Source organism: Mucilaginibacter pankratovii, from assembly GCF_014773265.1.
GTDB lineage: Bacteria > Bacteroidota > Bacteroidia > Sphingobacteriales > Sphingobacteriaceae > Mucilaginibacter > Mucilaginibacter pankratovii.
The window spans coordinates 124,209-150,998 of the sequence record NZ_JACWMY010000006.1 but is presented as its reverse complement, the minus strand read 5'-3'; the positions used below and the strand labels follow the sequence as shown (position 1 = coordinate 150,998).

The 26,790-nt window shown below is 46.0% G+C and carries 22 protein-coding genes and 1 riboswitch; of the genes, 7 read left to right on the top strand and 15 right to left on the bottom strand.

The annotated features are described in order from the left end of the window. Positions 1 to 12: 12 nt before the first annotated feature. From metF to murQ, 5 genes are all read right to left on the bottom strand, one after another. The gene (gene metF, locus IDJ77_RS13305) at positions 13 to 969 is read right to left on the bottom strand and encodes a methylenetetrahydrofolate reductase [NAD(P)H] (protein ID WP_191189452.1); all 957 of its coding nucleotides are present in this window, start codon (positions 967 to 969) and stop codon (positions 13 to 15) included. Positions 970 to 1,129: 160 nt separating this feature from the next. Next, entirely contained in the window at positions 1,130 to 4,849 is a 3,720-nt protein-coding gene (metH, locus tag IDJ77_RS13300) for a methionine synthase (protein WP_191189451.1), read from the bottom strand. A gap of 196 nt (positions 4,850 to 5,045) precedes the next feature. After that, positions 5,046 to 5,155, bottom strand: a riboswitch (SAM riboswitch). A 265-nt stretch (positions 5,156 to 5,420) separates the two neighbouring features. After that, positions 5,421 to 6,155: a Bax inhibitor-1/YccA family protein gene (locus IDJ77_RS13295; RefSeq protein WP_191189450.1), complete on the bottom strand. Its 735-nt coding sequence runs from the start codon at positions 6,153 to 6,155 to the stop codon at positions 5,421 to 5,423. A gap of 115 nt (positions 6,156 to 6,270) precedes the next feature. Beyond that, positions 6,271 to 6,837 (bottom strand): hypothetical protein, encoded by a 567-nt coding sequence (locus IDJ77_RS13290; RefSeq protein ID WP_191189449.1) that lies wholly within the window; start codon positions 6,835 to 6,837, stop codon positions 6,271 to 6,273. 51 nt (positions 6,838 to 6,888) lie between these two features. Beyond that, positions 6,889 to 7,695: an N-acetylmuramic acid 6-phosphate etherase gene (gene murQ / locus IDJ77_RS13285; RefSeq protein WP_191189448.1), complete on the bottom strand. Its 807-nt coding sequence runs from the start codon at positions 7,693 to 7,695 to the stop codon at positions 6,889 to 6,891. Between the two features lie 355 nt (positions 7,696 to 8,050). Between murQ and IDJ77_RS13280 the strand changes: the two genes are divergently transcribed. Further along, a complete protein-coding gene (locus IDJ77_RS13280) occupies positions 8,051 to 9,637 on the top strand; it encodes a S41 family peptidase (RefSeq protein WP_191189447.1) in 1,587 nt (528 codons plus the stop codon). Here IDJ77_RS13280 and IDJ77_RS13275 read toward each other — a convergent pair. Further along, positions 9,632 to 11,356, bottom strand: a complete 1,725-nt coding sequence (locus tag IDJ77_RS13275; protein ID WP_191189446.1) for a glycoside hydrolase family 3 protein — start codon at positions 11,354 to 11,356, stop codon at positions 9,632 to 9,634. The genes IDJ77_RS13280 and IDJ77_RS13275 overlap by 6 nt on opposite strands. 451 nt (positions 11,357 to 11,807) lie before the next feature. On the opposite strand from IDJ77_RS13275, the gene IDJ77_RS13270 reads away from it, so the two are divergent. After that, the gene (locus tag IDJ77_RS13270) at positions 11,808 to 12,500 is read left to right on the top strand and encodes a porin family protein (protein WP_191189445.1); all 693 of its coding nucleotides are present in this window, start codon (positions 11,808 to 11,810) and stop codon (positions 12,498 to 12,500) included. 53 nt (positions 12,501 to 12,553) lie between these two features. Here IDJ77_RS13270 and IDJ77_RS13265 read toward each other — a convergent pair whose 3' ends face one another. From IDJ77_RS13265 to IDJ77_RS13250, 4 genes are read right to left on the bottom strand one after another with little or no spacing between them, the layout of a single operon-like run. Continuing rightward, the gene (locus IDJ77_RS13265; RefSeq protein ID WP_191189444.1) at positions 12,554 to 13,504 is read right to left on the bottom strand and encodes a nucleotide-diphospho-sugar transferase; all 951 of its coding nucleotides are present in this window, start codon (positions 13,502 to 13,504) and stop codon (positions 12,554 to 12,556) included. Between the two features lie 40 nt (positions 13,505 to 13,544). Then, the gene (locus IDJ77_RS13260) at positions 13,545 to 14,141 is read right to left on the bottom strand and encodes a hypothetical protein (RefSeq protein ID WP_191189443.1); all 597 of its coding nucleotides are present in this window, start codon (positions 14,139 to 14,141) and stop codon (positions 13,545 to 13,547) included. A gap of 20 nt (positions 14,142 to 14,161) precedes the next feature. Beyond that, positions 14,162 to 15,997, bottom strand: a complete 1,836-nt coding sequence (locus IDJ77_RS13255) for an ABC transporter ATP-binding protein (protein WP_191189442.1) — start codon at positions 15,995 to 15,997, stop codon at positions 14,162 to 14,164. A 59-nt stretch (positions 15,998 to 16,056) separates the two neighbouring features. Continuing rightward, a complete protein-coding gene (locus IDJ77_RS13250; RefSeq protein ID WP_191189441.1) occupies positions 16,057 to 17,196 on the bottom strand; it encodes a glycosyltransferase family 9 protein in 1,140 nt (379 codons plus the stop codon). Positions 17,197 to 17,392: 196 nt separating this feature from the next. On the opposite strand from IDJ77_RS13250, the gene IDJ77_RS13245 reads away from it, so the two are divergent. Beyond that, positions 17,393 to 18,106 (top strand): glycosyltransferase family 2 protein, encoded by a 714-nt coding sequence (locus IDJ77_RS13245; protein ID WP_191189440.1) that lies wholly within the window; start codon positions 17,393 to 17,395, stop codon positions 18,104 to 18,106. A 1-nt stretch (position 18,107) separates the two neighbouring features. Here IDJ77_RS13245 and IDJ77_RS13240 read toward each other — a convergent pair whose 3' ends face one another. From IDJ77_RS13240 to IDJ77_RS13225, 4 genes are all read right to left on the bottom strand, one after another. After that, positions 18,108 to 19,163 carry a glycosyltransferase family 4 protein gene (locus IDJ77_RS13240; protein WP_191189439.1) on the bottom strand — a complete coding sequence of 352 codons (1,056 nt, stop codon included), beginning with the start codon at positions 19,161 to 19,163 and terminating at the stop codon, positions 18,108 to 18,110. After that, positions 19,160 to 20,131: a glycosyltransferase family 9 protein gene (locus tag IDJ77_RS13235; protein ID WP_191189438.1), complete on the bottom strand. Its 972-nt coding sequence runs from the start codon at positions 20,129 to 20,131 to the stop codon at positions 19,160 to 19,162. Before IDJ77_RS13235 ends, IDJ77_RS13240 begins: the two co-directional genes overlap by 4 nt. After that, a complete protein-coding gene (locus tag IDJ77_RS13230) occupies positions 20,128 to 21,081 on the bottom strand; it encodes a glycosyl transferase family 90 (protein ID WP_191189437.1) in 954 nt (317 codons plus the stop codon). Before IDJ77_RS13230 ends, IDJ77_RS13235 begins: the two co-directional genes overlap by 4 nt. A gap of 173 nt (positions 21,082 to 21,254) precedes the next feature. Then, entirely contained in the window at positions 21,255 to 21,971 is a 717-nt protein-coding gene (locus IDJ77_RS13225) for a hypothetical protein (RefSeq protein WP_191189436.1), read from the bottom strand. A gap of 363 nt (positions 21,972 to 22,334) precedes the next feature. On the opposite strand from IDJ77_RS13225, the gene meaB reads away from it, so the two are divergent. Then, complete coding sequence (meaB, locus tag IDJ77_RS13220; RefSeq protein ID WP_191189435.1) at positions 22,335 to 23,240, top strand: methylmalonyl Co-A mutase-associated GTPase MeaB; 906 nt, start codon at positions 22,335 to 22,337, stop codon at positions 23,238 to 23,240. A 37-nt stretch (positions 23,241 to 23,277) separates the two neighbouring features. On the opposite strand, the gene IDJ77_RS13215 is transcribed toward meaB, so the two are convergent. Further along, positions 23,278 to 24,567: an aminopeptidase P family protein gene (locus IDJ77_RS13215; RefSeq protein ID WP_191189434.1), complete on the bottom strand. Its 1,290-nt coding sequence runs from the start codon at positions 24,565 to 24,567 to the stop codon at positions 23,278 to 23,280. 149 nt (positions 24,568 to 24,716) lie between these two features. Here IDJ77_RS13215 and IDJ77_RS13210 point away from each other — a divergent pair, with 149 nt between their 5' ends. From IDJ77_RS13210 to IDJ77_RS13200, 3 genes are all read left to right on the top strand, one after another. Further along, on the top strand, positions 24,717 to 26,153 hold the full coding sequence (locus IDJ77_RS13210) for an OmpA family protein (protein ID WP_191189433.1): 1,437 nt from the start codon (positions 24,717 to 24,719) through the stop codon (positions 26,151 to 26,153). 76 nt (positions 26,154 to 26,229) lie between these two features. Further along, positions 26,230 to 26,373: a DUF6728 family protein gene (locus IDJ77_RS13205; protein ID WP_166727636.1), complete on the top strand. Its 144-nt coding sequence runs from the start codon at positions 26,230 to 26,232 to the stop codon at positions 26,371 to 26,373. Between the two features lie 36 nt (positions 26,374 to 26,409). Beyond that, a complete protein-coding gene (locus IDJ77_RS13200) occupies positions 26,410 to 26,790 on the top strand; it encodes a RidA family protein (protein WP_191189432.1) in 381 nt (126 codons plus the stop codon).

The window sequence follows — 26,790 nt, the reverse complement described above, 5'->3', positions numbered from 1 at the left end:
CGTTTTTGTTGCCTAAAATATTGCTTCGGCAATCCTTTTTGTTGGGCCAGGATTCCCCATGGTATAAAAGTGCAGTACCGGGGCGCCGAATTTCACCAGCTCTTTGCACTGGTTTATCATCCATTCGATACCGATATCTTTTACGTCTTTTTCCACCTTGCAATCGTGAATAGCATCGCTCAAATCCTCAGGAATGTCGATATGGAAGGTTTTGGAAAGGTTAACCAATTGCTTTGATGTGGTGATGGGTTTTAAGCCCGGTATAATAGGCACATTGATACCGTTTGCACGACAGCTGTTTACAAAATCGAAGTACTTCTGATTGTCAAAAAACATCTGAGTAACAATAAAGCCTGCGCCCATATCTACCTTTTGCTTCAGGTATTTAAAATCGGTCTTCATGTTCGGGGCCTCGAAATGCTTCTCGGGATAACCTGCAACACCAATGCAGAAATTCGTTTTCAGGATACCTTCGTGGTTCTCATGCAGATAAATGCCATTGTTCATGTTCACCACCTGCTGCAGCAGGTCGGTAGCGTAGCAGTGGCCATTGGGCGTTGGTACAAATGAAGCATCGCCACGGCGCGCATCACCGCGCAATACCAATACGTTCTCAATACCGAGGAACTGCAGGTCGATCAAACCGTTCTCAGTCTCATCCTTAGTAAAACCACCGCAAAGCAAATGCGGAACGGTATCTACCTTGTACTTATTCATGATAGCCGCGCAAATGGCTATTGTACCCGGGCGTTTACGGTAGGCTAATTTCTCCAGCAGGCCGGTTTCGTGCTGCTTATAAATATAATCCTCGCGCAGCGAAGTAACATCTATAAACGGCGGCTTAAACTCCATCAGCGGGTCGATAGCGTTATAGATACCCTGGATACTTTCGCCCTTTAAAGGTGGTATCAGTTCAAAAGAGAATAGTGTTTTGCCGTTGGCGTTTGCGATGTGTTCGGTTATTTTCATTACAAATTATGTCTTTCCGTTACGTCATTGCGAGGAACGAAGCAATCTCTAAGCTATGCATTCCGCCCTGCTTATCGGGAGATTGCTTCGTTCCTCGCAATGACGCGTGGTTATTTATTGTCTCTTTCTGTTCTCCCTTCAGGGGGTTAGGGGGCTTCGCCTAATAATTTATGTTCGGCCCCAGCCATCTTTCTACATCTTCCAGCGGCATATTCTTCCTTACCGCATAATCCTCCACCTGGTCCTTACTGATCTTACCAAGCCCGAAATACCTTGCCTGCGGGTGCGCGAAGTAGAACCCGCTTACTGATGCTGCCGGCATCATGGCCAGGCTTTCGGTAAGGTGCATATGGGCGTTATCTTCGGCTTTTAGTATCTCAAACAACGTAGTTTTCTCGGTGTGGTCCGGGCAGGCGGGATAACCCGGTGCCGGGCGGATACCCTGGTATTCTTCTTTAATCAGTTCGTCGGTATCCAATTGCTCGCCTTTGCTGTAGCCCCAGTATTCTTTACGCACAAGTTCGTGCATTTTCTCGGCGAAGGCTTCTGCAAGGCGGTCGGCAAGGGCCTTGGCCATAATGCTGTTGTAATCATCGTGGTCGGCCTCAAATTCGGCAACCAGCTCATCGCAGCCTATACCGGTTGTTACGGCAAAGCCTCCCCAATAGTCAGGCACGCCGCTTTCCTTTGGCGCAATGAAATCTGACAGCGCATAGTAAGGCTCATTCTTAGCCTTCTCCGCCTGCTGGCGAAGCGTATGAATGCGTGTTAGCAAGGTTGTGCGGGTGTCATCGGTATAAATTTCGATATCATCCCCAACGCTGTTTGCCGGCCAAAAACCGATAACGCCATTGGCGTGCAGCAGTTTATTATCTACAATGCGTTTCAACAGCACCCGTGCATCATCGTAAAGCTTTTTGGCTTCGGTACCAACGTACTTGTCGTTGAAGATCTTTGGGTAGCTGCCACGCAGTTCCCAGGTGTGGAAGAAAGGCGTCCAATCGATATAGGGAACCAGTTCTTCCAGCGGGTAATCTTCAAAAACCTTGGTGCCGGTGATTGCTGGTTTTGGCGCCACATCACCATCCAGACTGATCTGGAACTTACCGGCGCGTGCTTCTTCTATGCTGATAAAGCGTTTATCGTTCTTTTTATTGGCGTGCGCTTCGCGGGCCTTTTCATATTCGTCTTTAATGCCCTGGATATAAGCATCGCGGTTGTCGCGGTTCATCAGGCTGCTGCAAACGGTTACGCTGCGCGATGCATCCAAAACGTGGATAGCAGGGCCCGAATAATTTGGCGCTACCTTAACGGCGGCATGGATCCGCGATGTGGTTGCACCACCGATAATGAGCGGAATAGTGAATCCCTGGCGTTCCATCTCTTTGGCAAAATGCACCATCTCATCCAGCGATGGAGTAATCAAACCACTTAGCCCAATAATATCTACATCCTGTTTTTTTGCTTCCTCTATAATGCGTTGGGCGGGCACCATTACCCCAAGGTCTATCACCTCGAAGTTGTTACAGGCCAGCACCACGCCAACAATATTTTTGCCAATATCGTGTACATCGCCTTTTACGGTGGCCATCAACACCTTACCTGCATTGGCGCGACTGCCGCTGCTATCTTCGCCGGCATCAATTACGCGCTGTTTTTCCAGTTCGATGAAGGGTAACAGGTAAGCCACGGCCTTCTTCATCACACGGGCCGATTTAACCACCTGTGGCAGGAACATTTTACCGGCGCCGAATAAGTCGCCCACTACGTTCATGCCGTCCATCAGGGGGCCTTCAATTACTTCCAGCGGCTTGGCGAATTTTTGGCGGGCTTCTTCCACGTCCTCATCCAGGTATTCGATGATCCCTTTTACCAGGGCGTGCGATAAGCGTTCCTCCACCGGGTTCTTGCGCCATTCCTCATCGCGGACGATCTCTTTACCTTTACTTTTGATGGTATCGGCAAATTCAACCAAACGCTCGGTGGCATCGTCGCGACGGTTAAGCAGTACATCCTCTACCAGCTCCAGCAGGTTTTTGGGGATCTGCTCGTAAACTTCCAGCATCCCGGCGTTTACAATACCCATATCCAACCCGGCCTTAATGGCGTGGTAAAGGAATGCCGAGTGCATGGCCTCGCGAACGGTGTTGTTCCCTCTAAAGGAGAAGGAAATATTACTTACCCCGCCGCTAACTTTGGCATAGGGCAGGTTTTGTTTTATCCAGCGGGTAGCCTCAATAAAGTCTACCGCATAGTTATTATGTTCTTCCAAACCGGTTGCTACGGTAAGGATGTTCGGATCGAAAATGATATCCTGTGGCGGGAACCCAACTTCATCTACAAGGATCCGGTAACTGCGTCCGCAGATCTCCTTACGGCGTTCTAAGGAATCGGCCTGGCCTGTTTCGTCAAAGGCCATTACCACGGCAGCGGCACCATAGCTTAAGATCTTGCGGGCGTACTCTTTAAATTTCTCTTCACCTTCTTTCAGCGAGATGGAGTTTACGATACCTTTCCCCTGCAAGCACTTTAAACCAGCTTCAATAACCGTCCATTTACTGGAATCGATCATGATGGGTAGCTTGGCAATATCAGGTTCAGATGCAACGAGGTTCAGGAATTTCACCATCACGGCTTCCGAGTCTATCATCCCCTCATCCATGTTAATGTCGATCACCTGCGCGCCGCCTTCTACCTGCTGCAGGGCAACGGTTAGGGCAGCCTCGTAATCTTCTGCCAGGATAAGTTTGGAGAATTTTGGAGAACCCGTGATATTGGTCCGCTCGCCTATATTTACAAAATTTGTTTCGGGTGTAAGGGTTACAGATTCCAAACCACTAAGGCGCAGAAACGGCGCTATCTCCGGTTTTTTTCGGGGTTTATGTTTGGCAGCCTTATCAGCGATGCACCGGATATGATCCGGCGTGGTGCCGCAACAGCCACCCACGATGTTCACCAACCCGGCTTTAATAAAGTCATCCACCTGGTGGGCGGTTTCGTGCGGGGTTTCGTCGTACGCGCCAAACTCATTTGGCAAACCGGCATTAGGGTAGGCAGAAATATAAACACCAGCCTTTTCGGATAGTTCCTCCAAATGCGGGCGCATTTCGCGGGCACCCAAAGCACAGTTCAAACCAACGGAAAGTAAGTTGGCGTGACTGATAGAATTCCAGAAAGCCTCCACCGTTTGGCCCGAAAGGGTACGGCCTGATGCATCGGTAATAGTACCGGAGATCATCACACCGCCGGTATCTCTGAATGCAGGATAATCCTTACCGGCAGCTTTACATTCGTCTTTATATCGTTGTATGGCAAACAGGGCTGCCTTAGCGTTTAGGGTATCAAATATGGTTTCAACCAGCAGCACGTCCGAACCACCATCAACCAGGCCCCGCACCTGCTCGTAATAAGCTTCGGCCAAATCATCAAACGTAACGGCGCGGTAACCCGGGTCGTTCACATCGGGCGATAAAGATGCGGTACGGTTTGTAGGACCAACAGCACCGGCCACAAAGCGCGGTTTTGCCGGGTTTTTGGCGGTGTATTCGTCCGCTACTTCGCGGGCTATGCGGGCACCTTCGTAGCTCAGTTCGTAATCAAGCTCCTCGAGGTGGTAATCGGCCAGGGAGATCTTTTGTGTACTGAAGGTATTGGTTTCAATAATATCCGCCCCGGCATCCAAATATTCGGCATGGATAGCCTTGATCACATCGGGTCGGGTGATATTCAGCAGGTCGTTATTGCCTTTCAGGTCGCTGGCATGATCGCGGAAACGCTCGCCGCGGAAATCCTCCTCGGTAAGTTCGTACCGCTGTATCATGGTGCCCATTGCCCCATCAATAACCAGGATGCGTTTTTCTAATTCTTTTCTAATATCCATACTATGATTTCACCGATTATTTGATGATTTCACCGATTTCCTTCTTGGATTTCACCGATTATTTTTTGATGATTACACCGATTATTTTCTGCAAAAATCGGTGTAATCTAAAGCTAATCGGTGTAATCAACCAAAATCGGTGTAATCCCAAAAACGTAGCTTATCTCGAAAAGTCAGGGTATAACTAAATGACCTTCGCTTATCTTTCCTAACCGATTTCTCCCGGCTAAGTAGAATGTAGCACCTTGTAAGCACAGGTTGCCAAGACATCGCAGGGTCTAATCCCTCCGCCTTTCTCCATAAGCATTACAAATATGAATATTAATGTTGTAATGTGCAAGGGAATGCGGGTTGGAGGAAAATGAAGTTGTCTTAGGGCAAGATTTAGCCCACTATCGTCGGTTGAAACCGACGGCAATGAAGGTGGGATTCTGGGGCATTGGGTGTATTTTACCGGTTTACTTATCTGCTACCCCACCTTCATTGCCGTCCCATTTATGGGACGAGAGGCAAGCTTAAATAAAAAAAGCCGCACAAGGCGGCTTTTAAAGATCAGTATCAGCTAGTCTCATTATCTCCTGTTGCCGCCAAACACGCGCAGTAACATCAGGAAAAGGTTCACAAAATCAAGATATAAGGTCAGCGCGCCTAAAATGGCCATTTTCTTGGTAGATGCAGCGCCATACTCTAAACCTGCGCCGATGCGTTTCAATTTTTGCACATCATAAGCGGTTAAACCAACAAAAACGGCTACACCTACATAGCTGATGATCAGGTCGAGGCCGCTGCTGCCGATGAAAAAGTTAAGGAAGCTGGCTACGATGATACCTACCAACAGCATGATCATGATAGAACCGAATTTGGTAAGATCCTGGTGGGTGATGTAACCGCCTACTGCCATTACGCCAAATACAATAGAAGACGTTACAAAAACGCCTGATATGGTACCGATAGAGTAGATCAAAAATATGTAGCTGAGGCTTATTCCCATTACCGCCGAAAAAGCGAAGAATAAAAGCACCGCTGTAAAATAGCTCAGTTTATTAAATCCAAAAGAGATCACCATTACAAAGGCAAGTGGCGCAAACATTACCACTGTACCCAAAAGGTTATTTTTACCGGTGATATTATTGCGAAGCATCCCGCTCAACTCGGGCACAAAAGCGAAGGCGTAAGTACACAAGGCAGAAATGCCCAATGCCACAAACATCCACATAAATACGTTTGCTATAAATTTACGAGATGCGTCTGCGTTTTCAATATGGCTGACGTTATCGTAAACGAAGTCTGAAGTTTTAGTTTCCATTTTTTTATAAAAAATTATTTAATACGAATATAGTGATTGTTGAAACGTTTTAAGGTTTAAAAGTTGTAATGTTTAAACGCCGTTTTTATACTGATGTTACGATTGCAACATCATCTCAATTCAATCTTTTCATTAGCTGCTCTTCTACTTTTTTAAACAGCTGCACGGGCTTTAAGGTGCGCCAGTTTAGTTCATCCAACTGCCCGCCAAAGTTGATGTAGTAATCGATGTTGCTGTTCTTGAATTCTTTGATCACGTGTTCCTGAAAATTGACACCGGCTATCCAGCCATCTTCCACATCCTGAAACCATTCTTCGTAATAGCTGTCATCAGAGTGATGGAAGTTTAAAACATTCTCGCCTATCAACACAAATTTGTTGATGCCCTGGTCTATCATCAGCTCCAGGATCTCGCGCTTCAGCAGCATGATATCGTTATTGATGGCATCGTTCCATTCGCCTATCAGTTCGATGATGCTGTAGCCCCTGTCGTAATCAACAAACAAAACTTTTAGATACAGCGTGTTGGAGCCAAAGGAATCCCACTGCGGGTGCAGCAGGTAATTGTATATCTGTTTATCAAATTCAAACTCGTTGTACGTAGTGGCATAAAAAGGCGAGTACTCGTCTTCCGCCGCTATGTAATCATCTCGCCATTTGTAATATGGTTCTATCTCGTGCATTCCCCCTCCAACCTCCCCCTGAAGGGGTGAGGCTTTTTGATTTTTTTGTTCTTATTTCTTTGTTGCTTCTACGGCCTTTCTAACACTACCGTGCTGTTTCAATAACGCTGCTGCGGCTGCATGGCTCAGGCCGGTTTCGCTCATTACCATGCGCGCGCCGCGGTCTACCAGTTTGTTATTGCTTAACTGCATATCCACCATTTTATTACCCTTTACACGGCCCAGCTGTATCATCACGCTTGTGCTCAGCATATTTAAAACCAGCTTTTGGGCGGTGCCTGCCTTCATACGGGTGCTGCCGGTTACAAACTCGGGTCCCACTATTACTTCCACAGGGTACTGCGCTTCTGCAGCAACCGGGCTTTTGGCATTGCATACAATACAGCCGGTGGCAATATTATGGTCGTTGGCTTTTTGCAAACCGCCGATAACATAAGGCGTAGTGCCCGATGCCGCTATGCCTACCACCACGTCCTTTTCGTTAATGTCAAACTCCATCAGGTCTTCCCAGGCCTGTTCGCGGTCGTCTTCGGCAAATTCTACTGCGCGGCGGATAGCATTATCGCCGCCGGCAATGATACCAACCACCAGATCGAAGGGTACTCCAAACGTGGGTGGGCATTCCGATGCATCTACCACGCCCAGCCTGCCGCTGGTGCCGGCGCCAATGTAAAACAACCTGCCGCCAATACGCATTTTTTCGGTAACGATGGTGGCCAGGTCTTCTATCTGCTCCAGCGCTTTCTCAACTGCCAGTGGCACGGTTTTGTCTTCGTTATTGATATTTTGGAGGATCTCTAACAGCGGCATTTTCTCCAGGCTGTTGTATTTCGAATCCTTTTCGGTAGTAATTTCCATTTAGCGCAAAATAATTTTAACAAAATTGAATAAAAAACATCAAAGCAAAGAAGATGCGGCATTATGGTTTAAAATAATCTTCCGCGGGAAGTGCTTATGGAGTCCAAAAAGCGTATAAATACGTAGGTATAATTAGGCATTCGCACTTAGCCTCACCTAAACGGCGAAGCCCTCATGGAATAATCCTCTCCAAAGGAGAGGATTTTAATTTAACGGTTGTTTAAGCCCTTCTCCTTTGGAGAAGGGTTGGGATGAGGCTTCGGCGGAGCTTATTTGAACCAAAGCGTTAACAAAGAAGATGATATAAATTATAGGCTATAAAGCTTATTGATTAAATTTGCAAGGCAATTACTACATGAAACAAACTGCGGGCGTTATTTTCCGGACCATCATCCTCTTGCTTATCGGGGTAACCATCGGCATCATCATTACTGATAATAATTTTGCCGGCCGCCATTTTGGCCTCAGTTTTTCGCGCAGCGATGATAAGATCTCCAAAGTGCTGGCGCTGGTCAATCAAAACTATGTAGATTCGGTGGATGTGGACAGCATAGCGGGTGTTACGGTAAACGATATGCTGCAAAACCTCGATCCGCATTCGGTATATCTGCCGGCGCAACAGGCGCAAACCATTAACGAACGGCTGCAGGGCGGCTTTAACGGCATCGGCCTGGAGTACCAGATACTCCGCGATACCCTTTTTGTTACGCAGGTTTATCCCGGCGGCCCGGCGGCAAAAGCCGGACTGAGCACGGGCGATAAAGTGCTTTTGGTAGATGGCGCACCGTTCTCGGGCACTAAACTTACCCAGCCACGCATCAGCAAGACATTCAGGGGCGAGAAGGATTCGCAGGTAACGCTCACTGTAGAAAAAAACAACGGACTAAAGAAAAACTACCTCATTAAACGCGGGCGGGTAACGCTCAGCAGCTTGGATGCCTACTTCATATCGGGCACTACGGGCTACATCAAAATAAGCAAGTTTGCTTCTACTACCGATAAGGATTTTAGGGAAGCGCTTACCAATTTAAAGCTGGACGGGATGCAAAAACTGGTGTTGGATCTGCGCGGCAACGGCGGCGGCTACCTCAATACCGCAACCGCCATGGCCGATGAATTTTTGCCAAAAGACAAACTGATCGTTTACACCAAAGGCGCCCACGAACCCCGTACAGATTATTTCGCTACCGATTCGGGCAGTTACGAACAGGGTAAGCTCAGCATCCTTATCGATGAATACTCGGCCAGTGCGAGCGAAATATTGGCGGGCGCGTTGCAAGATCTCGACCGCGCTACCATTGTAGGCAGGCGTTCCTTTGGCAAAGGCCTGGTTCAGCAGCAATTCCCGTTTGGGGATGGCACGGCCGTTAACCTTACCGTTGCCAGGTATTACACCCCATCCGGCAGGTCGATACAAAAATCTTATAAAAACGGCATCCGGAGCTATCATGCAGAACTGGCCAACCGGATACGCAAAGGAGAGCTATTATCCGCAGGCAACAGTCTTGCCGATAGCGCCTTTGTTGGCGCATCTACTTATCATACATCCAACGGGCGCAAGGTGTTTAGCTCGGGCGGCATTATGCCCGATGTTTTTGTACCTGCCGATACCACCCGCGATACGCAGTTATTATCGGACCTTGCCGATAAGCAGTTATTTACCGCTTATGTAATAGATAAGATGCAGCCGACGCTAAAAAACTTTAGTACCGAAAAAGACTTTGTAAAACAATTCAACATAACTGATACTGAGTTTAACGCCTTTATCCAGTACTCGGCAAAAAGTTTGGAACAGGTAGACCCGAGGGAACTGCAGCTATCTGCCAACATCATTAAAACCTTGCTTAAGGCCAACACCGCGCGTTTTAAATGGGGCAATAACGCGTACTATCGCGTACTGAACGAGGGCGATAACACCTTTAAAAAAGCTGTGGAACTATAACTGGTTCTGCCCCGTGCCGGTTGGGAAGAATGTATTTACGCTTACGGGTAGTTTGCCGGTTGGCTTAATTTGCCCGGTTATGGCTTTTACCGCCGCACGCTGCATCGCATCATCCTTTTGATATGCCACTAAAATAGCCCCGCTTTTTTCTATCCCCGGCAGGCCGGCAATGGTATAGGCATTGGCAAAAACACTTATTACCGAATTATTTTTAGCGGCCAGCTCGGCAATCAGCAGCTTTACGTCGCTACTGTAGTCCAGCTTGCTTGCGGGGCGCAGGCGGGTATCGTGGATGCCTACAAACACCTGGTCGTACTGCTTTATCGACTCGAGCATTTTGTTTAAGGCTGATACTGGTGTATCCTTGCCAACCAAAAACAACATGCTATTAGGATATTTTTTGGAAAGTTCCTGCTGAAAAACCGTTTGCCCGGTTACGCCGATGCTTACAATGGCTGTTTTCTTAGACGTATCCTGTTTCAGCAGGCGGCTATCGCCTTTTATCAGCGTAATGGCAGCATCGCTTAGTTGCTGTACCAGTTCGGTAGCGGCTGGGCGGTTAAGGTCCTGCAATAAATTTTCGGTAACAACGGGCGTGTAGTTGCTTAATCCGGCCCAGTATTTGGCAGCTAAGATCTTTTTAACCTTCGCCTCAAATTCTTCGGGGGCGATGTGTTTTTTACGCACTTCCTTGCGGATGAGCTTGGCGGCGTTTTTGGAGTTCTCCGATAGTTCTATCAGGTCCATACCAGCCATAAAGGTTTTCAGGTCGGCCTCGCCGTTGGGGAAGTATTTGGTTACGCCTTTCATCTCCATCGCATCAGATGCCACCAGGCCTTTAAACATCAGCGAATCTTTTAATATATCGGTAATAATGGGGCGCGATAAAGTGGACGGGAGGTTCTTAGTGGTATCCAGCGCGGGAATGGCCATATGGGCTATCATTACGCCGCCAATGCCCGCGTTGATGGCTTCGTGAAAGGGGTACATTTCCAGCGAATCCAGCCTTTCGCGTGTAAAGGGCAGCAAAGGCAGATCGAAGTGCGAATCTACATTGGTATCGCCATGCCCCGGGAAATGTTTTGCTATCGCGATGAGGCCGGCATCCTGCATCCCTTTGGCATAAGCTATCCCCTTTCGGGCCACATTGTATTTGTTATCGCCAAACGAACGGTAATTGATCACCGGGTTATTGGGGTTGTTGTTCACATCAAAATCGGGCGCGAAGTTGATCTGCACCCCAAGTCGTTTAAAATCATAGGCTACCGCCTGCCCCATTTTGTAAATAAGGTTATTATCCTGTATGGCACCAAGCGCCATCTGGTATGGGTATGATATGGTAGAATCCAGCCGCATGCCCAGGCCCCATTCGCCATCCATAGCAATAAGCAGGGGGATGCGCGAGATCTGTTGGTATTGGTTAACCAAATTGGCCTGCCTGCCCGGCCCGCCCTGGAAAAACACCAGCCCCCCAACATGTTCTTTTTTGATCACCTTCCCCACCGAATCGGAATAGGCCTGCCCGCGGTTGGTATGGGCGCGCACAAAAAATAGCTGGCCAATGCGCTGCCTGCGGTTCAGTTTATCGTAAACAGAATCTACCCATTGGTTTTGCTGCGCGAGCGAACTGATGAGGCTGGCCTTTTGCGCAAAACTGCTATCGGCTATTAAAACAAGGGCGAAGACGAGGGTATGGCTAAAGTATTTTTTCAACTGCATTGTAATGGTAAATGTAGCTTAAATCTTAAAAACGGGTAATTGTTTTTTTAAGAGGGTAATATTACGGTAACGTGATGCCTCCGGGTTGAAACCTGCGATGTCCGAAACATGGCGCATATGCCGCCTGGCGATTTGACTCACCTGGTCATTGCTACGCTCAACCACCCTCTCTGCTGCGCAAAGAGGGTTCAAAAAAGGTATTTCTTCCTACCCTCGTTACCGAAGGTAGAGAGGGTCGACCAGCGAAGCGTAGTCGGGGTGAGTAAATTCACCGGGCGATTTAGCCGCACTTGTAAAAAAGCCGATACAAACACCGGCCCGCTCATATTTATCGCAACACAAAATAAACCTTAACGAAAAAAATCACTCTATGGAGTATAAAAAATCAACATAACCAGTAAGCGGCGCGGGCAGCTTATGCCTTAACAGCTTCAATAAACATCAAAAAAACATGAAAAAATTACTCTTTTTAGCGATAGGCCTGCTTACCATTGCGGCCTCGGTGAATGCGCAGGATGGCCCCCGCCGTTACCCGCGCCGTGTCGTAAGGCACCTGCCACGCCAGGGACAACCGCAACGCTACCGCCAGGTGGATGATTGGTACAAACCCAAGGTGGGTATTGCCGGTGGTTTAAACATCAGCAATACGGTTGATGCCTACAACGCCGATTTTAGCACCAGCAGCGTAGCAGGCGCGCATATCGGTTTAACATTTGAAGTACCCATTGCTTACCCGCTGTCATTCGCGCCGGAATTTTTATTCTCGCAAAAAGGCTACAAGGCCGAAACACCGGATGGTACCTTCCGCCAGCGCACCAATTTTATCGATATTCCCCTGCTTGCCAAGTTACGTATAACCCGGGGTTTTAACATTGTAGTTGGCCCGCAGCTTACCTTCCAAACATCAACCCGCAATACTTACGATGATGGCTTTAGCACCATTTACCGTGATAATTACGACGGCCTGCGCGACAAAAGTTACCTATCGGGCTTAATTGGTGTTGGTTTCGATCTTAACCGCAACGCCGAGCTCCGTTTCCGCTACGCGCTTGATTTTAACCAGAACCGCGGCGACGCAAACTCCGGCATACCCGATTACCGTAACCAGGTTTTTCAGATTGGTTTAGGGTTTAAGTTCCAATAAAAATAGCAGATCGATAATAGATCAAAGCCATCTGGTTAAAAGGGTGGCTTTTTTTATTTGAATAGCGTTTTAAACCAGCGCTTAATTCTCCGGTTAGGCCTTTTGTTGCGCCTCACACGTTTGGCGATACTCAGGTCCTGGTCCATTGTAAAAAAATCGGCTTGCTTTTCGGGCAGGAAATATTGCGGGTGCGTAAGGCTACCGATTTCTTCAGTCGGGATATTTGCGTTGGGGTTATTCGCGTCGCTGGTATGGGTAGAGTTTGCACCGAAGCCTATATTGCTAATGAGGTTTTGGTTGGGGATGATGCAAAGGCTATTGTTAAAATAATTAAGGAAACCGTATTGGTAATCCCAGGTATCAATTTCGCCGGCCTTTACGCGCTTAAAGGTATTTGTCCAGTCTTCTACCACCATGGGGTGGCTAAATATATTTGCCAGTTGGTGTTCGGCCTCGCTTTCGCTGTACTGGCTTAGCTCCTTATCGTATCCATCCCATACCCTGCGCCAGCCTGCCCAGCCCCACACATGGGTAATGTTAGAGAAATAGTAGCTGGCGGCGCCCCATTTTTTTCCCCGCTGCAAATTGCAGCCGGTGATGTGGCGGATGCGGGTATCATGGCGATAAAGTTCCAGCAATTCGTCGCAAAATTTAAAAAAGCCGTTCACGGGCAGGCAGTCGTCCTCCAGTACTATCCCTTCTTCTTCCTGCTGAAAAAACCAGGTCACGGCAGATGATACTGCCTCTTTGCAACCCAGGTTATTTTCCCGGTAACACGTTTTAACCTCACAGGGCCAATCTATCTTGCTGACTACTTCGCGGGTTTGGCGGCATAGTTCATCCTCTCCTTCGCGGCTATTGCGCGCACCATCTGCTGCAATATATAACTTCGCCGGCTGCGCCTCTTTTATCTTCTCAAAAACCCGCGCAGTAAGCCCCGGGCGGTTAAATACAATAAATAGCACCGGGGATTGGGTATAATATGGCGGATGAATCTCACTCATAAATGCAAAGGTATTTATTTAAGCCGGGAGGCTAATTCAATTAACAGCGGAATATTTTTTCGGAATTGGTACCCTGTCGTGCCAACAACCCTAATCTGTCAATTTCTATATGCCTGTCTTTAACCATTAAAAAACTTTTCATATCCCATTCTATAGGCCGGTTGTTTTCTACCGAGAAATCAATATTGCCAATAGCATCAAGAAACAGCTTTTTTTTCATGTAATAAAAAAAAGTATGATAGCCATTACCTACATAAACATCATTGTCGTTTTTAAACATGCTATCATACTCGTGGTGCAACTGGTGCAGCGTCTCAAAAAAGTACGGTTCTTCAATAACATACTTTCCTGATAACTTTATTATGGAGTCATCGTCAGCCAAAGGAGATTGCTCCAGAAATGCACGCAGATGGTTCATTTCATTTAGCCCTTTGTCACGATAAGGGTTACCCTCCCGGCTGTAAAAGGTATTGTATTTATCCAGGTACGCTTCTTTTTCCGAAAAACACTCCAAAATGGTATAAGTATCAAAAAAGGCAGCATACTTTAAGGCAGCCTCTATCGATTCAACGTACTGTTGTTTCCGCACCCCAAAAGCTTCGGTAATGTTTGCGGTTGTAATGATCAGATGAACCATACTTGAATGGCAATTAGTGTTTAATCGGCGTTAAACGTTTGCATATCTATCAGCTTGCGGTACAGGCCGTTTTGCGCCAATAACTGTTGATGCGTGCCTTCTTCTATCACCTTGCCTGCCTCCAGTACGATGATCTTATCGGCGTTTTGGATGGTGCTTAAACGGTGCGCGATGATAAGCGATGTACGGTTCTTCATCAGGTTATTCAACGCATCCTGCACCAGTTTTTCCGATTCGGTATCCAGGGCCGAAGTGGCCTCGTCCAGCAGCATAATAGGCGGATTGTTGAGCACCGCGCGGGCGATACAAATGCGCTGCCTCTGTCCGCCGGAGAGTTTGGCTCCCCGGTCGCCCACGTTGGTTTGGTAGCCGTTATCCGTTTCCAAAATAAAATGATGGGCATTGGCAATACGGGCTGCAGCCTCCACTTCTTCGGGCGTAACATCTTTTTTGCCAAAGGCGATGTTGTTGTAAACAGTATCGTTAAACAGCAGCGATTCCTGGTTCACCACGCCCATTAAGCCGCGCAGCGAGTTTGCCGTTACCTGTTTAATATCCTGGCCATCCACAGTTATCGTACCCTCCTGCGGATCCATAAAACGGGGGATGAGATCCATCATGGTAGATTTACCACCACCTGAGGGGCCAACCAGGGCTACCGATTTACCTTTGGGGATAGTGATATTTACGTTGGATAAAACCTGTTTTTCCTGGTACGCGAAAGTGACGTTCTCGAATTGGATGGCATCGTTGAAACTGCTTAAGACTACAGCGTTTTTGGCATCGGTAACCGCGGGTTTTTCATCTATCAGTGCCAGCACGCGCTCACCGGCAGCAATGCCCGAGTGGATGTTGCTAAAAGAATCGGTAAGCGCTTTTGCAGGGCGCATCAGCTGCGAAAACAGGGCGATATAGGCCACAAAATGCCCGGGATCAAGCTCGGACGTATTGTTGTAGATCATATAACCGCCATAAAGCATGATAAATGCCACCATGGTGATAGATAAACTCTCAGATACCGGCGACGCCAGTTGCTGGCGCTTAGCTATCGATTTGGATATTTTTGAATACTTTTTATTCTCGTTATCAAACCGGTCCTTAATAAAATCGGTAGCGTTAAAAGCCTTGATGATTTTTATGCCGGATAGTGCTTCATCCAAATAACTGATCATGTTGGCGTAAGATTCCTGCCCTGCCACCGCCTGCGATTTTAGGCGTTTCACAATACGGGAGATAATAAAGCCCGATATAGGGATAACCAGTAGCGAAATGAGCGTTAGTTTTACCGATATTAAAAACAGTGCTACGAGAAAGGCGACCAGTTGCAAAGGCTCTTTAAAAGCAACCTGCAAAGTGCTGGTTACAGAAAATTGCACCACCTGCACGTCTGATGATACCTTGGTAATGATATCGCCTTTACGCTCGTTATTAAAATAAGCCATGTGCAGGTTCATCACGTTATTAAATACGGCGCGGCGCAAATTAAGCAGGGTGTACACACGTAAATTCTCCATAATACGCTGCGAAATATAACGAAAAAGGTTCCCCAGGAACACAGATACCACAATTACGGCGCACACAAATTTGAGGGCCGCCCACCTATCGTAATTGGTTAAAAAATATTGGAGGTAATATTTAAACCAGCCGGAAAGATCAAGCATCGATGGCTTCTTCAAAACTTCTGCAACTGCGTGGACGCTATCTTTACTCACATCAAACAGCGTGTTCATTAACGGCCCCAGCAAAACCAATACGCTGGTACTGAAAATTACGTAAAGTACGGTGGATATGATATAAGGAACAGCAAACCGGGCAATGGGGTTAGCAAAAGAAAGCAGACGAAAATAGGTCTTCATTAAAAATAATATAGAGGTGCAAAGTTAGCAGTAATTAGCCAATTACCCGTATGGTGCATTTACGGGCGCAACAAAGGCTGCATAACCTGCCATGCCATATCAACCGTAACAATACTGATGCAAGGGAAACGCTCCTGCGGTTGGGTTTGGTATATGCAGATCCAGTTGCAGTAGTAGCAGTCCATTTTTTGGTAAACGCAGGCAGGGCCGCCCGCAATACCGGCTGGGTACGGCACAAACCTGTTGAAATGCCCACCGCCGGTAATACAAACCGAAGGCGTATCCACCGAAACAGCCATGTGGATGGCGCTGCTATCATTAGCGATAACTAACGAAGAAACCGCAACCTGTTCTATTAATTGCGGCAGCGTGGTTTTACCGGTGATATCAATTACGTTATCCGACGCAGCCATGTGGCAGATGAGCTGGTTCACGGAGGTTTCATCCGGCCCTCCGGCAATATAAATAGCTGCTGTGGTTTGCTGCCGGATGAGTTTGATCAGGTTGGCAAATTTTTCGGGTTCCCAGCCCCTTTTTTTTAAGCCCGCACCGGGGAAGATCATAATGCCTGTACGGGCCTTGCTTTCAAATGGTATGACGGGCTTTGGAAGCGCTATTGTTTGATGCAGCACGGTTGAAAAATAAAAATTATTGCGATGGAACTCGTGGTAAACACCCGCAGGCAGCAGTAATTTGGTGGTATAGAATTTATCCGTTTTTACTTTGTACTTTTTCGGCATCCCCTCAAAATCGCTTTCGAAACCGATAATTTGCCGGGCGGAAGTTAATCCGGCAAAGCCATCGGCAATAAATGTGCGGGTGCTGGATGGGTTGAGTACGACGGCATAGTTCCGTTTGAACAATGCCCAACCCAGTTTAATAATAGCCAGGGGTTCATACGCTATTTTATTGGGGCTGATGAAGTAGCTGTTAGCTAAATCCTTGCTATCGTAAACCATCGCGAGGCTTTCCCAGGCTGTGTTGCCCAGCAATTCAATCTCGTGATCTTTGTATTTGGCTGTTTTTTTTACCTGCTCAATAAAATTGCGGAACAGGATATAATCGCCAATGGCATCTGCCTTGATAATGAGCAGGCGTTTACCGGGCGTTTTTCTGACCAGCGCCAAAAACCTGAACAGGTAGGGCAGCTTTAATAAAATAAAGCGGGTAAGCCTGAATAAGTTCCGGTTTTGGGCCATTAATAATTATAAAATTAGCTTAGTGAACTAACGATTTTTTCTCTCGCAAAACCGCTAAGGCGCAAAGTCAAAGTTCGAAATCTTCGCGGTTCCGCGTCTTTGCGTGAAATCATTTTTCTTTCTTTAATAGCTTAAATATTTACTTTGCACAAAGAAGGGCAAATATAACAGGATTAACAAAGCCCCGTAAAGCGCATTGGAGAATAAACTGAGCATAATTATTGTTACTTATAATGCCGCTGCAACCCTGCAGGCCTGCCTGGATAGTGTATTTGCGCAAACGTACCCTAACCTGGAACTGGTGGTTATAGATGGCAACAGCAGCGATGGCACACAGGATATATTAAAGGCAAATAGCTTAAGGATTACCTTTTGGAAAAGCGAGCCCGACGATGGCATTTACTACGCCATGAATAAAGCGTTGCAGCATACAACAGGAGATTTTATTTATTTTTTAGGAGCGGATGATGAATTATTACCCGGTTTCTCTGCCATGGCCGAGGAGTTGAAATCTCCTGATACTGTTTACTATGGCTCGGTACTTACACGTGGTTTGCCTCCGCTGGGGCCGGTAAGCCGGTATTATCTGGCCAAGGTGGGTATTATCCAGCAGTCGATATTTTATCCAAAGGTGGTATTCGAGAAATATAGCTACAATTTAAAATACCCTACCTCCGCCGATTTCGCGCTGAACATGCAATGCCTCGGCGATAAGGAGCTTAAATTTGTGTACCGCCATCATACCATCGCCAATTTTGCCTATACCGGAGCATCCGGTCAATCGCTTGATAAAGTTTTCGAGGCGGATAAATCGGCGCTGATATTCAAAAACTTCGGGCTAAAGATTTGGCTGCGGTACCGGTTCCGGCTGTTTAAAGATAGTTTGAGGACCAAAAAAAGGTTAAATTAAGCTACAAGGCCAGGCATTCGCTGTAAAGGGCGAGGTATTGCCGGGCCGTATCATCCCAGTTATATTTTGCCGCGTTGGCCATGGCTTTTTCGGCACCCTGGTTTTCAGCAAAGTGCTTTAAGCCATTTTGCATTACCTGACGCATATCTTCAGCATCGAAACTCTTAAAATAAAACGCCGCATCACCGCCAACTTCAGGCAACGACGTATGGTTAGATAAAAATACGGGCTTGCCAAAATGCATGGCTTCTACCACCGGCAAGCCAAAGCCTTCAGCCAGCGATGGAAAAACGAAAGCTTCGCAATGCTGATAATACCAAGCTTTATCAGCCTCGCTTACCGGGCCTGTTAGCTTCACCCGATCAAGGCAGTTATATTTTTTTGCCTGCGCAAGGATGTCCGCTTCGTATGGGCTTTTAATACCGGATATTATTAGCTCGTAATCATTACCTGCGAGCAAAGCAGGCAATACATGAAAATTCTTTTTTGCCGATAATATGCCCAGCGCAAATAGAAATGGCTTGGCCGGAACGTAGGCCGGCTGGTGGCCGGGTGCAGGGATAAGCTTATCCGCGCCATTATATATAACGCTTAGTTTACTTTCAATATGCGGGAAGTACTGAAGCACATCCTTAGCCGCGAATTTGGAAATAGCTACAATTTTATCGCAGGCAGCTATCCGGCGGCCAAGCTTTTGAAGATAGGCCGCCTTTGCTTTACCGCCGATATCTTCATGCATTTGGTTAAGGTCGTGAATGGTGAGAATTTTTTTACCGTTTACTTTATCAGGACTAAGCCGTGGTATCTGATCTGTAAAGTGGAACAGGTTGATGTTGCTGCTGTTGATGTAAAATAGCTTGTGGTACTTTTTAAGGTATTGCTTCTGCACATTAACGTTGTCAAACTCCGTGGTTGAGGGGTGTAGGAAAAATGTCAGGTCGAACCGATCCTCATTATTCTTCAAAAGCGCACTCCCTAAGCTCTTACCGAAATAGAATAGCCCGGTATTGGGATATCTCATCGAGTCGAATGCAACTAATATGCGTGGTAGGCTCATATCCAACTATTTATTTTATCAGCAACCATCGCTACCGAAATACCGTCCAAATTATCGGTGCCGCTCTCCATATACTCCGCCTTTACACCAACAGGTGCCCATCTCCCGGGATGTATAGGCCGTTCAGACGGGAACAACCCCAGTGCATGCACACTCAATGCCGCCGCCAAATGCAAAGGCCCGGTACCCGATGCCAATAAACCATCAGCCCTGCCGATGAAAGCGATCAGTTCATCAAGCGTCATCTGCCCGGTTAGGTCCATCACGTTCACAGGGAGGGTTTTTACCCAGGGTTTCAATAAAGCTTGTTCTTTATCAGAGCCGGTAATAAATATCTTATAGTTGTTAGCGGGCAGCGTTTCTGCCAGTTCTTTAAATTTATCCAGCCCCCACTCTACCCCGCTGCCGTGCGATTTTGGGTGGAGGATAAGGTTGAATTTTCCCTCATCCAACAGTCCCGCAAATTTTGAAGGCAATTCAACAACAGGCGCAAAATTATTATGCCGTATAACTTCGGCAATCGGCTGCACCTCCTTTAACCCCAGCGGGTTCAAAAGAATTAAATTAAGCTGCGCTTCGTGCAGGGCCGATTTCTTTCGGCTCAGCTTCACCAGTTTATTACAAGTGTACCAATGGAACAGGCGGTTAGTAGTGCCTATACGCGTTTTTATGCCCGCTTTTTTTGCCAGTGCCGCCACATGCTTATTGGGGAACACGTGGATAATGGTATCAATATCCTTCGCGCATAAGTAGCTGGCCTGCTCCTTATCGCTTAGTGATAAAAGTTGGGTGTAATCAATAAATTCATCAACAAATTCGCTGCATTTAATAACCGGCCCCGTATAAGCTTTCCCCAAAAACGACACCTTTGCAGCTGGAAAGAGTTCTTTTAAATATCCTGCCATTGGCAAGGTTAGCACCACATCGCCAATTGCATCTGTACGGTTAATGAGGATATGCTTATTCATATTTGCGATGTGTACTTAAAATATTTCTGCAATACCAGTAAGGCTATTAGTCCTTCCTGTTGCTTGTTTAGAAACTGCTTTACGTATTCGTTTGCATTAACGATTATGGCCTGTGCAGCATCGGCATTAGCAATATAATAGTTTAGTTGTTGTTCCAGGTCGGAGTAATCGTCTTTTATTTCGATGTAATGATAGCCAGGGATAAGGCGCCCTTCCATAAACCAGGTTTCATATTTTGGCTTGGGCATAACTGCAATGGAATTCGTCGACATTATCCACTTCAGGTTGGTTGCTACGTCGTTCCCTTCCAGGCTCAGGATAAATTTGTACTGCAAATGTTCCTGTATGCTGAGCTTGGGTTTACTCCAGGCGGTATTGTACGGCCTTTTATTTACATCTCCCAAATCGCACATTGGGTTACCAAAATACATTTCCATAAACCTTTTGCGGTGTGGTTGGCTTATAACGCCTCGCCCTACAAGAATATCTTTTTTACTGGTGAACGGGATGCTGTCTTCTAAAAAAACAAAATGACGCTTTTTATCCAGTTTTAATAAAACAGCATTTCGGTTATCGCCAAAAATCGGACGGCTTTTTTGTATGGAAGGCTCTTTTGCCACATGGGTTATATCTCCAACCAAAAAGTTGGCCTTGAAATTTTTATCAAAGTAGCGGGTATATTCAAAGGTATCAAAGTTATAAGCTTTGGGGCTTTTGAAAATAGGCATGTTGCCCAGGGTAATTGCCGCTGGCCCTAATTCTGACGCTTTGTCGAGCTTGTTATAATAGTTAACTCTATCTGCAATGGCGCCGGGGTTGTAATTTTTTATAGATCGCAATTTACGGCTTAAGGCCTGCTGGTAAAACAATATGGGAATACCCTGCCTGATGATATTTCTTACATAATACCATAGCTTAGCATTTTTTACCTTATTTAAAATAGTTGCCATTAGGGTTGAAGGTAGCGCCTTAATATAAGCGGCAAATATACTTATCTCTAATTTATCTGCTTGTTTATTAGTCTAACTTCATTTAGATGGTTGCAATAAAAACAAAAAAACCGGGTAAGTCGCAACTTTGCGATTTACCCGGTTTTAGCAAATAATACTAAATCAGTTTTTTGTTAGTATTGAAACGGATAAACTCCGGGTCCGGGATTTGCGGTATACAACTTGAAAAAGCTACCATAATTAGGGCTTTGAACGCCACCTTCTGTCCGGGTGTCGCCTAAAACAACCGTGCTGTTTTGGAACCCATCGGCAATAATTTGTAATGATCCCTGGTTAGTAAGAATCAGCCTTGTGTTTCGAGGGTTTTGACTGCCACATTTAAAATAATAAGTCTGCGATTCAAAAATTGCCGTATTCCCTTGATAAACCACCAAGTTAAGGTCTGATTGTAATTGTAAATGTGTAGCAGCGGTGGTGTATTTGTTACTTGCCCACAACACTTTGCCGGTACTGGTTTTGTACACAACCAGGTTCCCATCGGTTTGATTGTTAAAGTTATAATCACCTGAATACCATATGCCTTTTGGAATTTGGGTAGATGGTATTGCATCTGACGAAGGAAACGTGCCGATTACAGTATAATAACTTGGTGCGTAAGCATTCACGTTCCCTATTTTCGATAGCTGGCAAGAGATACTGTTTAAGGTTTTGCGGCGCTCTGCCTGAATTTGAGTGGCCGCGCTATCGGCGGTGATTGTGTCATTTGCCGTGTTAATTGTTTGAGCGGGATTAACTTTTTGTTCCGCTGTGTTATCAACACGGGTAGGACCTTGATTTTTTGAACAGCCTAAAATTAAAAAAAGTCCGATAAAAAATAGTGTGTGTTTCATAATGATGATGTAAATTACCTTGTGGTTAAGATTTAGATTATTTGCACCCGAATATCGGCAATTAAATTAAACCTATACCTAATTTTTTATTAAATAATAGTTAATTATTTCGTTGCCTCACTATTTTAGTTCCCTTTTATCTTTTAACGATTTGCAATAGTGATTCGTTAAAATCACCCTTGTTCGGGCTTGTTCGGGCTGTTCGCGCCCCATCCCGAACGCGAACAAGCCAAAAAAAGCAATTGAAATTATTGCCAAAATCCGTACTGGTAATGGTTCGGTTTTAAAAGCGACTGCCCCTGCTCATTTTATATAAGCTTGTTTAATTAAATCTATTTTTTGTTACTTTATAGGCAGAGGCAAATGGCAAAACCCAAGCTACATAACAGTATCGATTTCCGAAAGGTAGCGCGCGATCTCACCATTGTGGAGAACAACCTGCCGGGCGCCGTGGAACTATTAAAGCAGTTGCCCTATAATACCACACCCGTAACCGGTATCACCGGGCCGCCGGGTGCAGGCAAAAGCACGCTGGTAAACGCCATCATCAGCGCCTTATTAGCCGAAGGTAAAAAAGTAGCCATTTTAGCTATCGACCCCACATCGCCTTTTAATTTTGGCTCGCTGCTGGGCGACAGGATCCGTATGGCTACGCATTTTAACCACCCGGATGTGTTTATCCGTTCGCTGGCCACACGTGGCTCGCTGGGAGGCTTGTCTGCCAAAACTATCGAGATGGCTGATGTGCTGCGTGCCGCGGGGTTTGATCATATCATTATTGAAACGGTGGGGGTTGGCCAATCGGAGGTAGAAATTGCCGGCCTGGCCGATCAAACCTTTGTGGTGCTGGTACCCGAGGCGGGCGACGAGATCCAAAACATCAAATCGGGCCTGATGGAAATTGCGGATGCCTTCATCATCAACAAGGCCGACAGGGATGGTGCCGACGGGTTCATCAACAACCTTAAAAAGATCATCCACCAAAAAGAAGGCGCGCAGATCCCGGTGCTCCGTGCGGTTGCCACCAACAACGAGGGGATAGCAGAAATAGCCCGAATGATTTTATCCCCGCCCAAAATAACCAACAGCCGCCGCGAACTGCTGCTCACCCAAAAAGCCTACAACCTCATCCAGCAAAACCGTATGGCCGGTGTCGACAAAAAAAAGCTTCAGCAATTACTTGCCGAAGCTTTGAAAGAGGAAGGGTTTAACCTTTATGTATTTATTTCGGATTTCGAACGTTCGATTTCGGATTCAAAGGACCAATAGCAACAAATCCCAAATCGAAATTCCGCGATCCGAAATCTTAACTATTCATTATCTCTTCAATATGCTCTGCCTCCACCGGTATATCTGCCATCAGGTCGATGTTGCCACCCTTGGTAATGAGGACATTATTCTCTAAGCGGATGCCCAAGCCTTCTGCGGGGATGTAGATGCCCGGTTCGCAGGTGAGGATGTTGCCAACCTCGAATGGTTTATAGCGGCTGGCATAATCGTGCACATCCAACCCCAAGTGGTGCGAGGTGCCGTGCATAAAATATTGTTTGTACAAAGGTGCTTTAGGGTCCTGCTTGGCAACGTCCTGCTTATCCAGTAAGCCAAGGCCTATCAGTTCGCTCTCCATTATTTTGCCCACCTCATCGTGGTACTCGTTCCAAATGGTGCCCGCTACTATCATGCTGGTGGCGGCTTTCATTACGCGCAATACCGCATTATAAACATCACGCTGGCGCTGGGTAAAGCGGCCGTTCACCGGGATAGAACGTGTCATATCCGCATTATAGTTGGCGTACTCGGCTCCAAAATCCAGTAATATCACATCGCCATCTTTACAAACCTGGTTATTATCTATGTAATGCAGCACATTAGCGTTGTTACCCGATGCGATGATTGGGTTGTAAGCATGGCCTGTTCCGCGTTGTTTGATAAATTCGTGGATGATCTCGGCCTCAATTTCGTACTCTGCCACACCCGGCTGTACAAATTTTAGTACACGCACAAAAGCATCGCGCGTGAGCCCGCACGCGGTTTTGGTGAGTGCTATCTCGGTATCAGATTTTACTACACGTAAGTCGCGCAGTATCAGTGCCGACCTTTCGTAATGGTGCAGGGGGTACTTCAGCCGCAGGGCTTCGTACATTCGCATATCGCGGTACGGAACGGTATGTGCGTAGCGGTCGTTCTCGTTGGTATTAATGTAAACATTATCAGCATAGTTAATAATACCATGCAAAATAGTGTCATAATCCTGCAGCCAAAAAATGGTTTGAATGCCCGATGCGGCCCTTGCTTCGTCCTTGGTGTACTTATGACCCTCCCAAATAGCTATATGTTCGCTGGTTTGTCTTAAAAACAGTACTTCTTTGTATAACGGATTAGGACAATCGGGAAACAAAACCAGGATACTTTGCTCCTGATCGATACCCGAGAGGTAAAAAAAATCAGGATTTTGCTTAAATATAAAGTTTTGGTCGCCGCTACGCAGAAACTCATCATTTGAGTGGAAAATAGCTATAGAACGAGGCTTAAGTCGCGAAACGAAATTTTTTCTATTAATTGTAAATAGTCGCTCATTTACAGGTAGATATTTCATAAAACAGGAATATATGTTTTAATAAAAACAATTTATTTTTATTATTTGTAGTAGTTATTATCAATTTTGGAACAAAGTTTGGTAATCGTTTCAAACATAATTACTAATTTTGAAAAAAAATCACAATTAAATCGTTTAATCTTAAAACTATGAATTATTCTACATTAAAGAAAACAGCTGCCTTGTCGTTTGCTGCTTTGTTGACTGCTGGGATGGTTAGTGCGCAAGACACCACTAAAACCGTTACCACTACAACAACAGTTTCAGACACTACAATGTCATCTGGCACAACCACCGCCAAGGTATTTGGTGGTAGGGGACAGTACAAAACTTTTAGCATCGGTATCAACGGTGGTGTTACATCACCATTTGTTGCAATCGGCGGTGTTAACGACTGGGAAAAAGCACAATTAGGTATCGGCTACGGTATTTCTTTGCGTTCTCAGTTAGCTCACTCATTCGGCTTACAATTAGATTTACACGGCGGACAAGTTAAAGGCAGAAATGACGATAACGGTAACCCACAACAAATCGGCAGCAGAACTGCTTTCGCAACTAAATTTTACTCTGCTACTTTAAGTGGTGTTGTTAACGTTGCTACTATCGATTACATCCGTCGTAAAAACGCAATTAACTTCTTCATCACCGGTGGTGCTGGTTTAGCTTTCTACAAACCAAGCTACGCAGAAACTGTTGCTCAGTACAATGCAGGTACAGGCGCTTACAATTTCTACTTAAACGATGCTAACGGTAACCCAACTACTCCTGGCCAACCAGGTAGCGGCACCTCTAAAAGGACTGTTAAGGAATTAATTATCCCTATCGGTGCTGGTGTTAAATTTAAATTAACCGATGCGGTTGCCCTTAACTTAGGTTACACCATGAACTTTATTGATGGTTACAACTTTGATGGTACTGCTACTCAGCGCGATACAAGAGATAAATTCTCTTACGGTTACGCTGGTTTAGAGTTCACTTTAGGTGGCAAAGGCAAACCAAACTTAGACTGGGTTAACCCTGTAGCTATGATGTACGACGAATTGTACGACGAACAACTGCGCAGAGAAGTTGAAGCTCTTAAAACTCGTGTAACTAACGTTGAAAACGCTGTTACTGATTTGAAGAAAGATTCTGACGGTGACGGTGTTGCTGATCAATTCGACAAATGCCCTAACACTCCTGCCGGTAGCGTAGTTGATGGTTCTGGTTGCGTTATCGTGTTCCCAGCTGCTGCTGCTCCGATAGATTCAGCTAAAGGTACTGCTTACTCAAACATCCAGTTTGAATTTGACAGCTCAGTATTACGTACTTCATCTTACCCTGCATTAGATGCAACTTCAGCTGACTTACGTGCTTCTGGTGCAACTGTACAGGTAAACGGTTACGCTTCATCTGAAGGTACTGCTGCTCACAACATGTCGTTATCACGTGACCGTGCTAACTCTGTAAAAACTTACTTAGTTAACTCTGGTGTTACTGCATCTAAAGTAAAAGTTAAAGCTTACGGCGAAACCAGCCCAATTGCTGATAACTCAACTGAAGAAGGCCGCGTACTTAACCGTCGTGTGTCATTCACCAAAAAATAATATTCCTTTAGAATAATATTATTAAGCGAAAGCCCCGGATAACCCGGGGCTTTCTTTTTTTTGTTAAATTTGCACTATGTACTTCTTCCGAAAAAAGGACCCTAACCGGCCTACCAGTTTTAACCTTAAGGTGATGCATATTATCAATGCTATTGCTATCAGCATGTTTTTGCTGGGCATCATCTATAAGCTTATCTATTGGTTTATTCTGAAGAAATAATCTTTTACCTAACCCGCGCTTTTAATAATTATCCTAATGAAAACGATCATCAATACTAAAAATGCCCCGGCCCCTATTGGCCCATACAGCCAGGCAGTAGCCGCAGGCGGTTTGCTTTTTGTATCCGGGCAGATCCCCATGAACCCAGCCACCGGCGAAATTGTAACCACCGGCATAACCGATGAAGCAAAACTGGTTATGGAGAATTTGAAAGGCATATTAGATGAAGCCGGCGTTGGTTTCGACAACATTATTAAAACAACCATTTTTTTAACCGATATGCAAACCTTTGCGCAGGTGAATGAGGTGTACGGCTCGTACTTTACCGCAAACTTCCCCGCCCGCGAAACCGTGCAGGTAGCTGGCTTGCCAAAAGGTGTTAATGTAGAGATCTCGGTAATTGCGTTAAAGCCCTGA

Coding starts and splice junctions, on each gene's coding strand:
- IDJ77_RS13225 (WP_191189436.1), bottom strand. CDS start 21,971: ATGAAACACACACTATTTTTTATCGGACTTTTTTTAATTTTAGGCTGT.
- IDJ77_RS13250 (WP_191189441.1), bottom strand. CDS start 17,196: ATGGCCCAAAACCGGAACTTATTCAGGCTTACCCGCTTTATTTTATTA.
- IDJ77_RS13205 (WP_166727636.1), top strand. CDS start 26,230: ATGTACTTCTTCCGAAAAAAGGACCCTAACCGGCCTACCAGTTTTAAC.
- metH (WP_191189451.1), bottom strand. CDS start 4,849: ATGGATATTAGAAAAGAATTAGAAAAACGCATCCTGGTTATTGATGGG.
- murQ (WP_191189448.1), bottom strand. CDS start 7,695: ATGGAAATTACTACCGAAAAGGATTCGAAATACAACAGCCTGGAGAAA.
- IDJ77_RS13280 (WP_191189447.1), top strand. CDS start 8,051: ATGAAACAAACTGCGGGCGTTATTTTCCGGACCATCATCCTCTTGCTT.
- IDJ77_RS13265 (WP_191189444.1), bottom strand. CDS start 13,504: ATGAGTGAGATTCATCCGCCATATTATACCCAATCCCCGGTGCTATTT.
- metF (WP_191189452.1), bottom strand. CDS start 969: ATGAAAATAACCGAACACATCGCAAACGCCAACGGCAAAACACTATTC.
- IDJ77_RS13215 (WP_191189434.1), bottom strand. CDS start 24,567: ATGAAATATCTACCTGTAAATGAGCGACTATTTACAATTAATAGAAAA.
- IDJ77_RS13200 (WP_191189432.1), top strand. CDS start 26,410: ATGAAAACGATCATCAATACTAAAAATGCCCCGGCCCCTATTGGCCCA.
- IDJ77_RS13240 (WP_191189439.1), bottom strand. CDS start 19,163: ATGAGCCTACCACGCATATTAGTTGCATTCGACTCGATGAGATATCCC.
- IDJ77_RS13230 (WP_191189437.1), bottom strand. CDS start 21,081: ATGGCAACTATTTTAAATAAGGTAAAAAATGCTAAGCTATGGTATTAT.
- IDJ77_RS13235 (WP_191189438.1), bottom strand. CDS start 20,131: ATGAATAAGCATATCCTCATTAACCGTACAGATGCAATTGGCGATGTG.
- IDJ77_RS13295 (WP_191189450.1), bottom strand. CDS start 6,155: ATGGAAACTAAAACTTCAGACTTCGTTTACGATAACGTCAGCCATATT.
- IDJ77_RS13210 (WP_191189433.1), top strand. CDS start 24,717: ATGAATTATTCTACATTAAAGAAAACAGCTGCCTTGTCGTTTGCTGCT.
- IDJ77_RS13290 (WP_191189449.1), bottom strand. CDS start 6,837: ATGCACGAGATAGAACCATATTACAAATGGCGAGATGATTACATAGCG.
- meaB (WP_191189435.1), top strand. CDS start 22,335: ATGGCAAAACCCAAGCTACATAACAGTATCGATTTCCGAAAGGTAGCG.
- IDJ77_RS13270 (WP_191189445.1), top strand. CDS start 11,808: ATGAAAAAATTACTCTTTTTAGCGATAGGCCTGCTTACCATTGCGGCC.
- IDJ77_RS13255 (WP_191189442.1), bottom strand. CDS start 15,997: ATGAAGACCTATTTTCGTCTGCTTTCTTTTGCTAACCCCATTGCCCGG.
- IDJ77_RS13260 (WP_191189443.1), bottom strand. CDS start 14,141: ATGGTTCATCTGATCATTACAACCGCAAACATTACCGAAGCTTTTGGG.
- IDJ77_RS13275 (WP_191189446.1), bottom strand. CDS start 11,356: ATGCAGTTGAAAAAATACTTTAGCCATACCCTCGTCTTCGCCCTTGTT.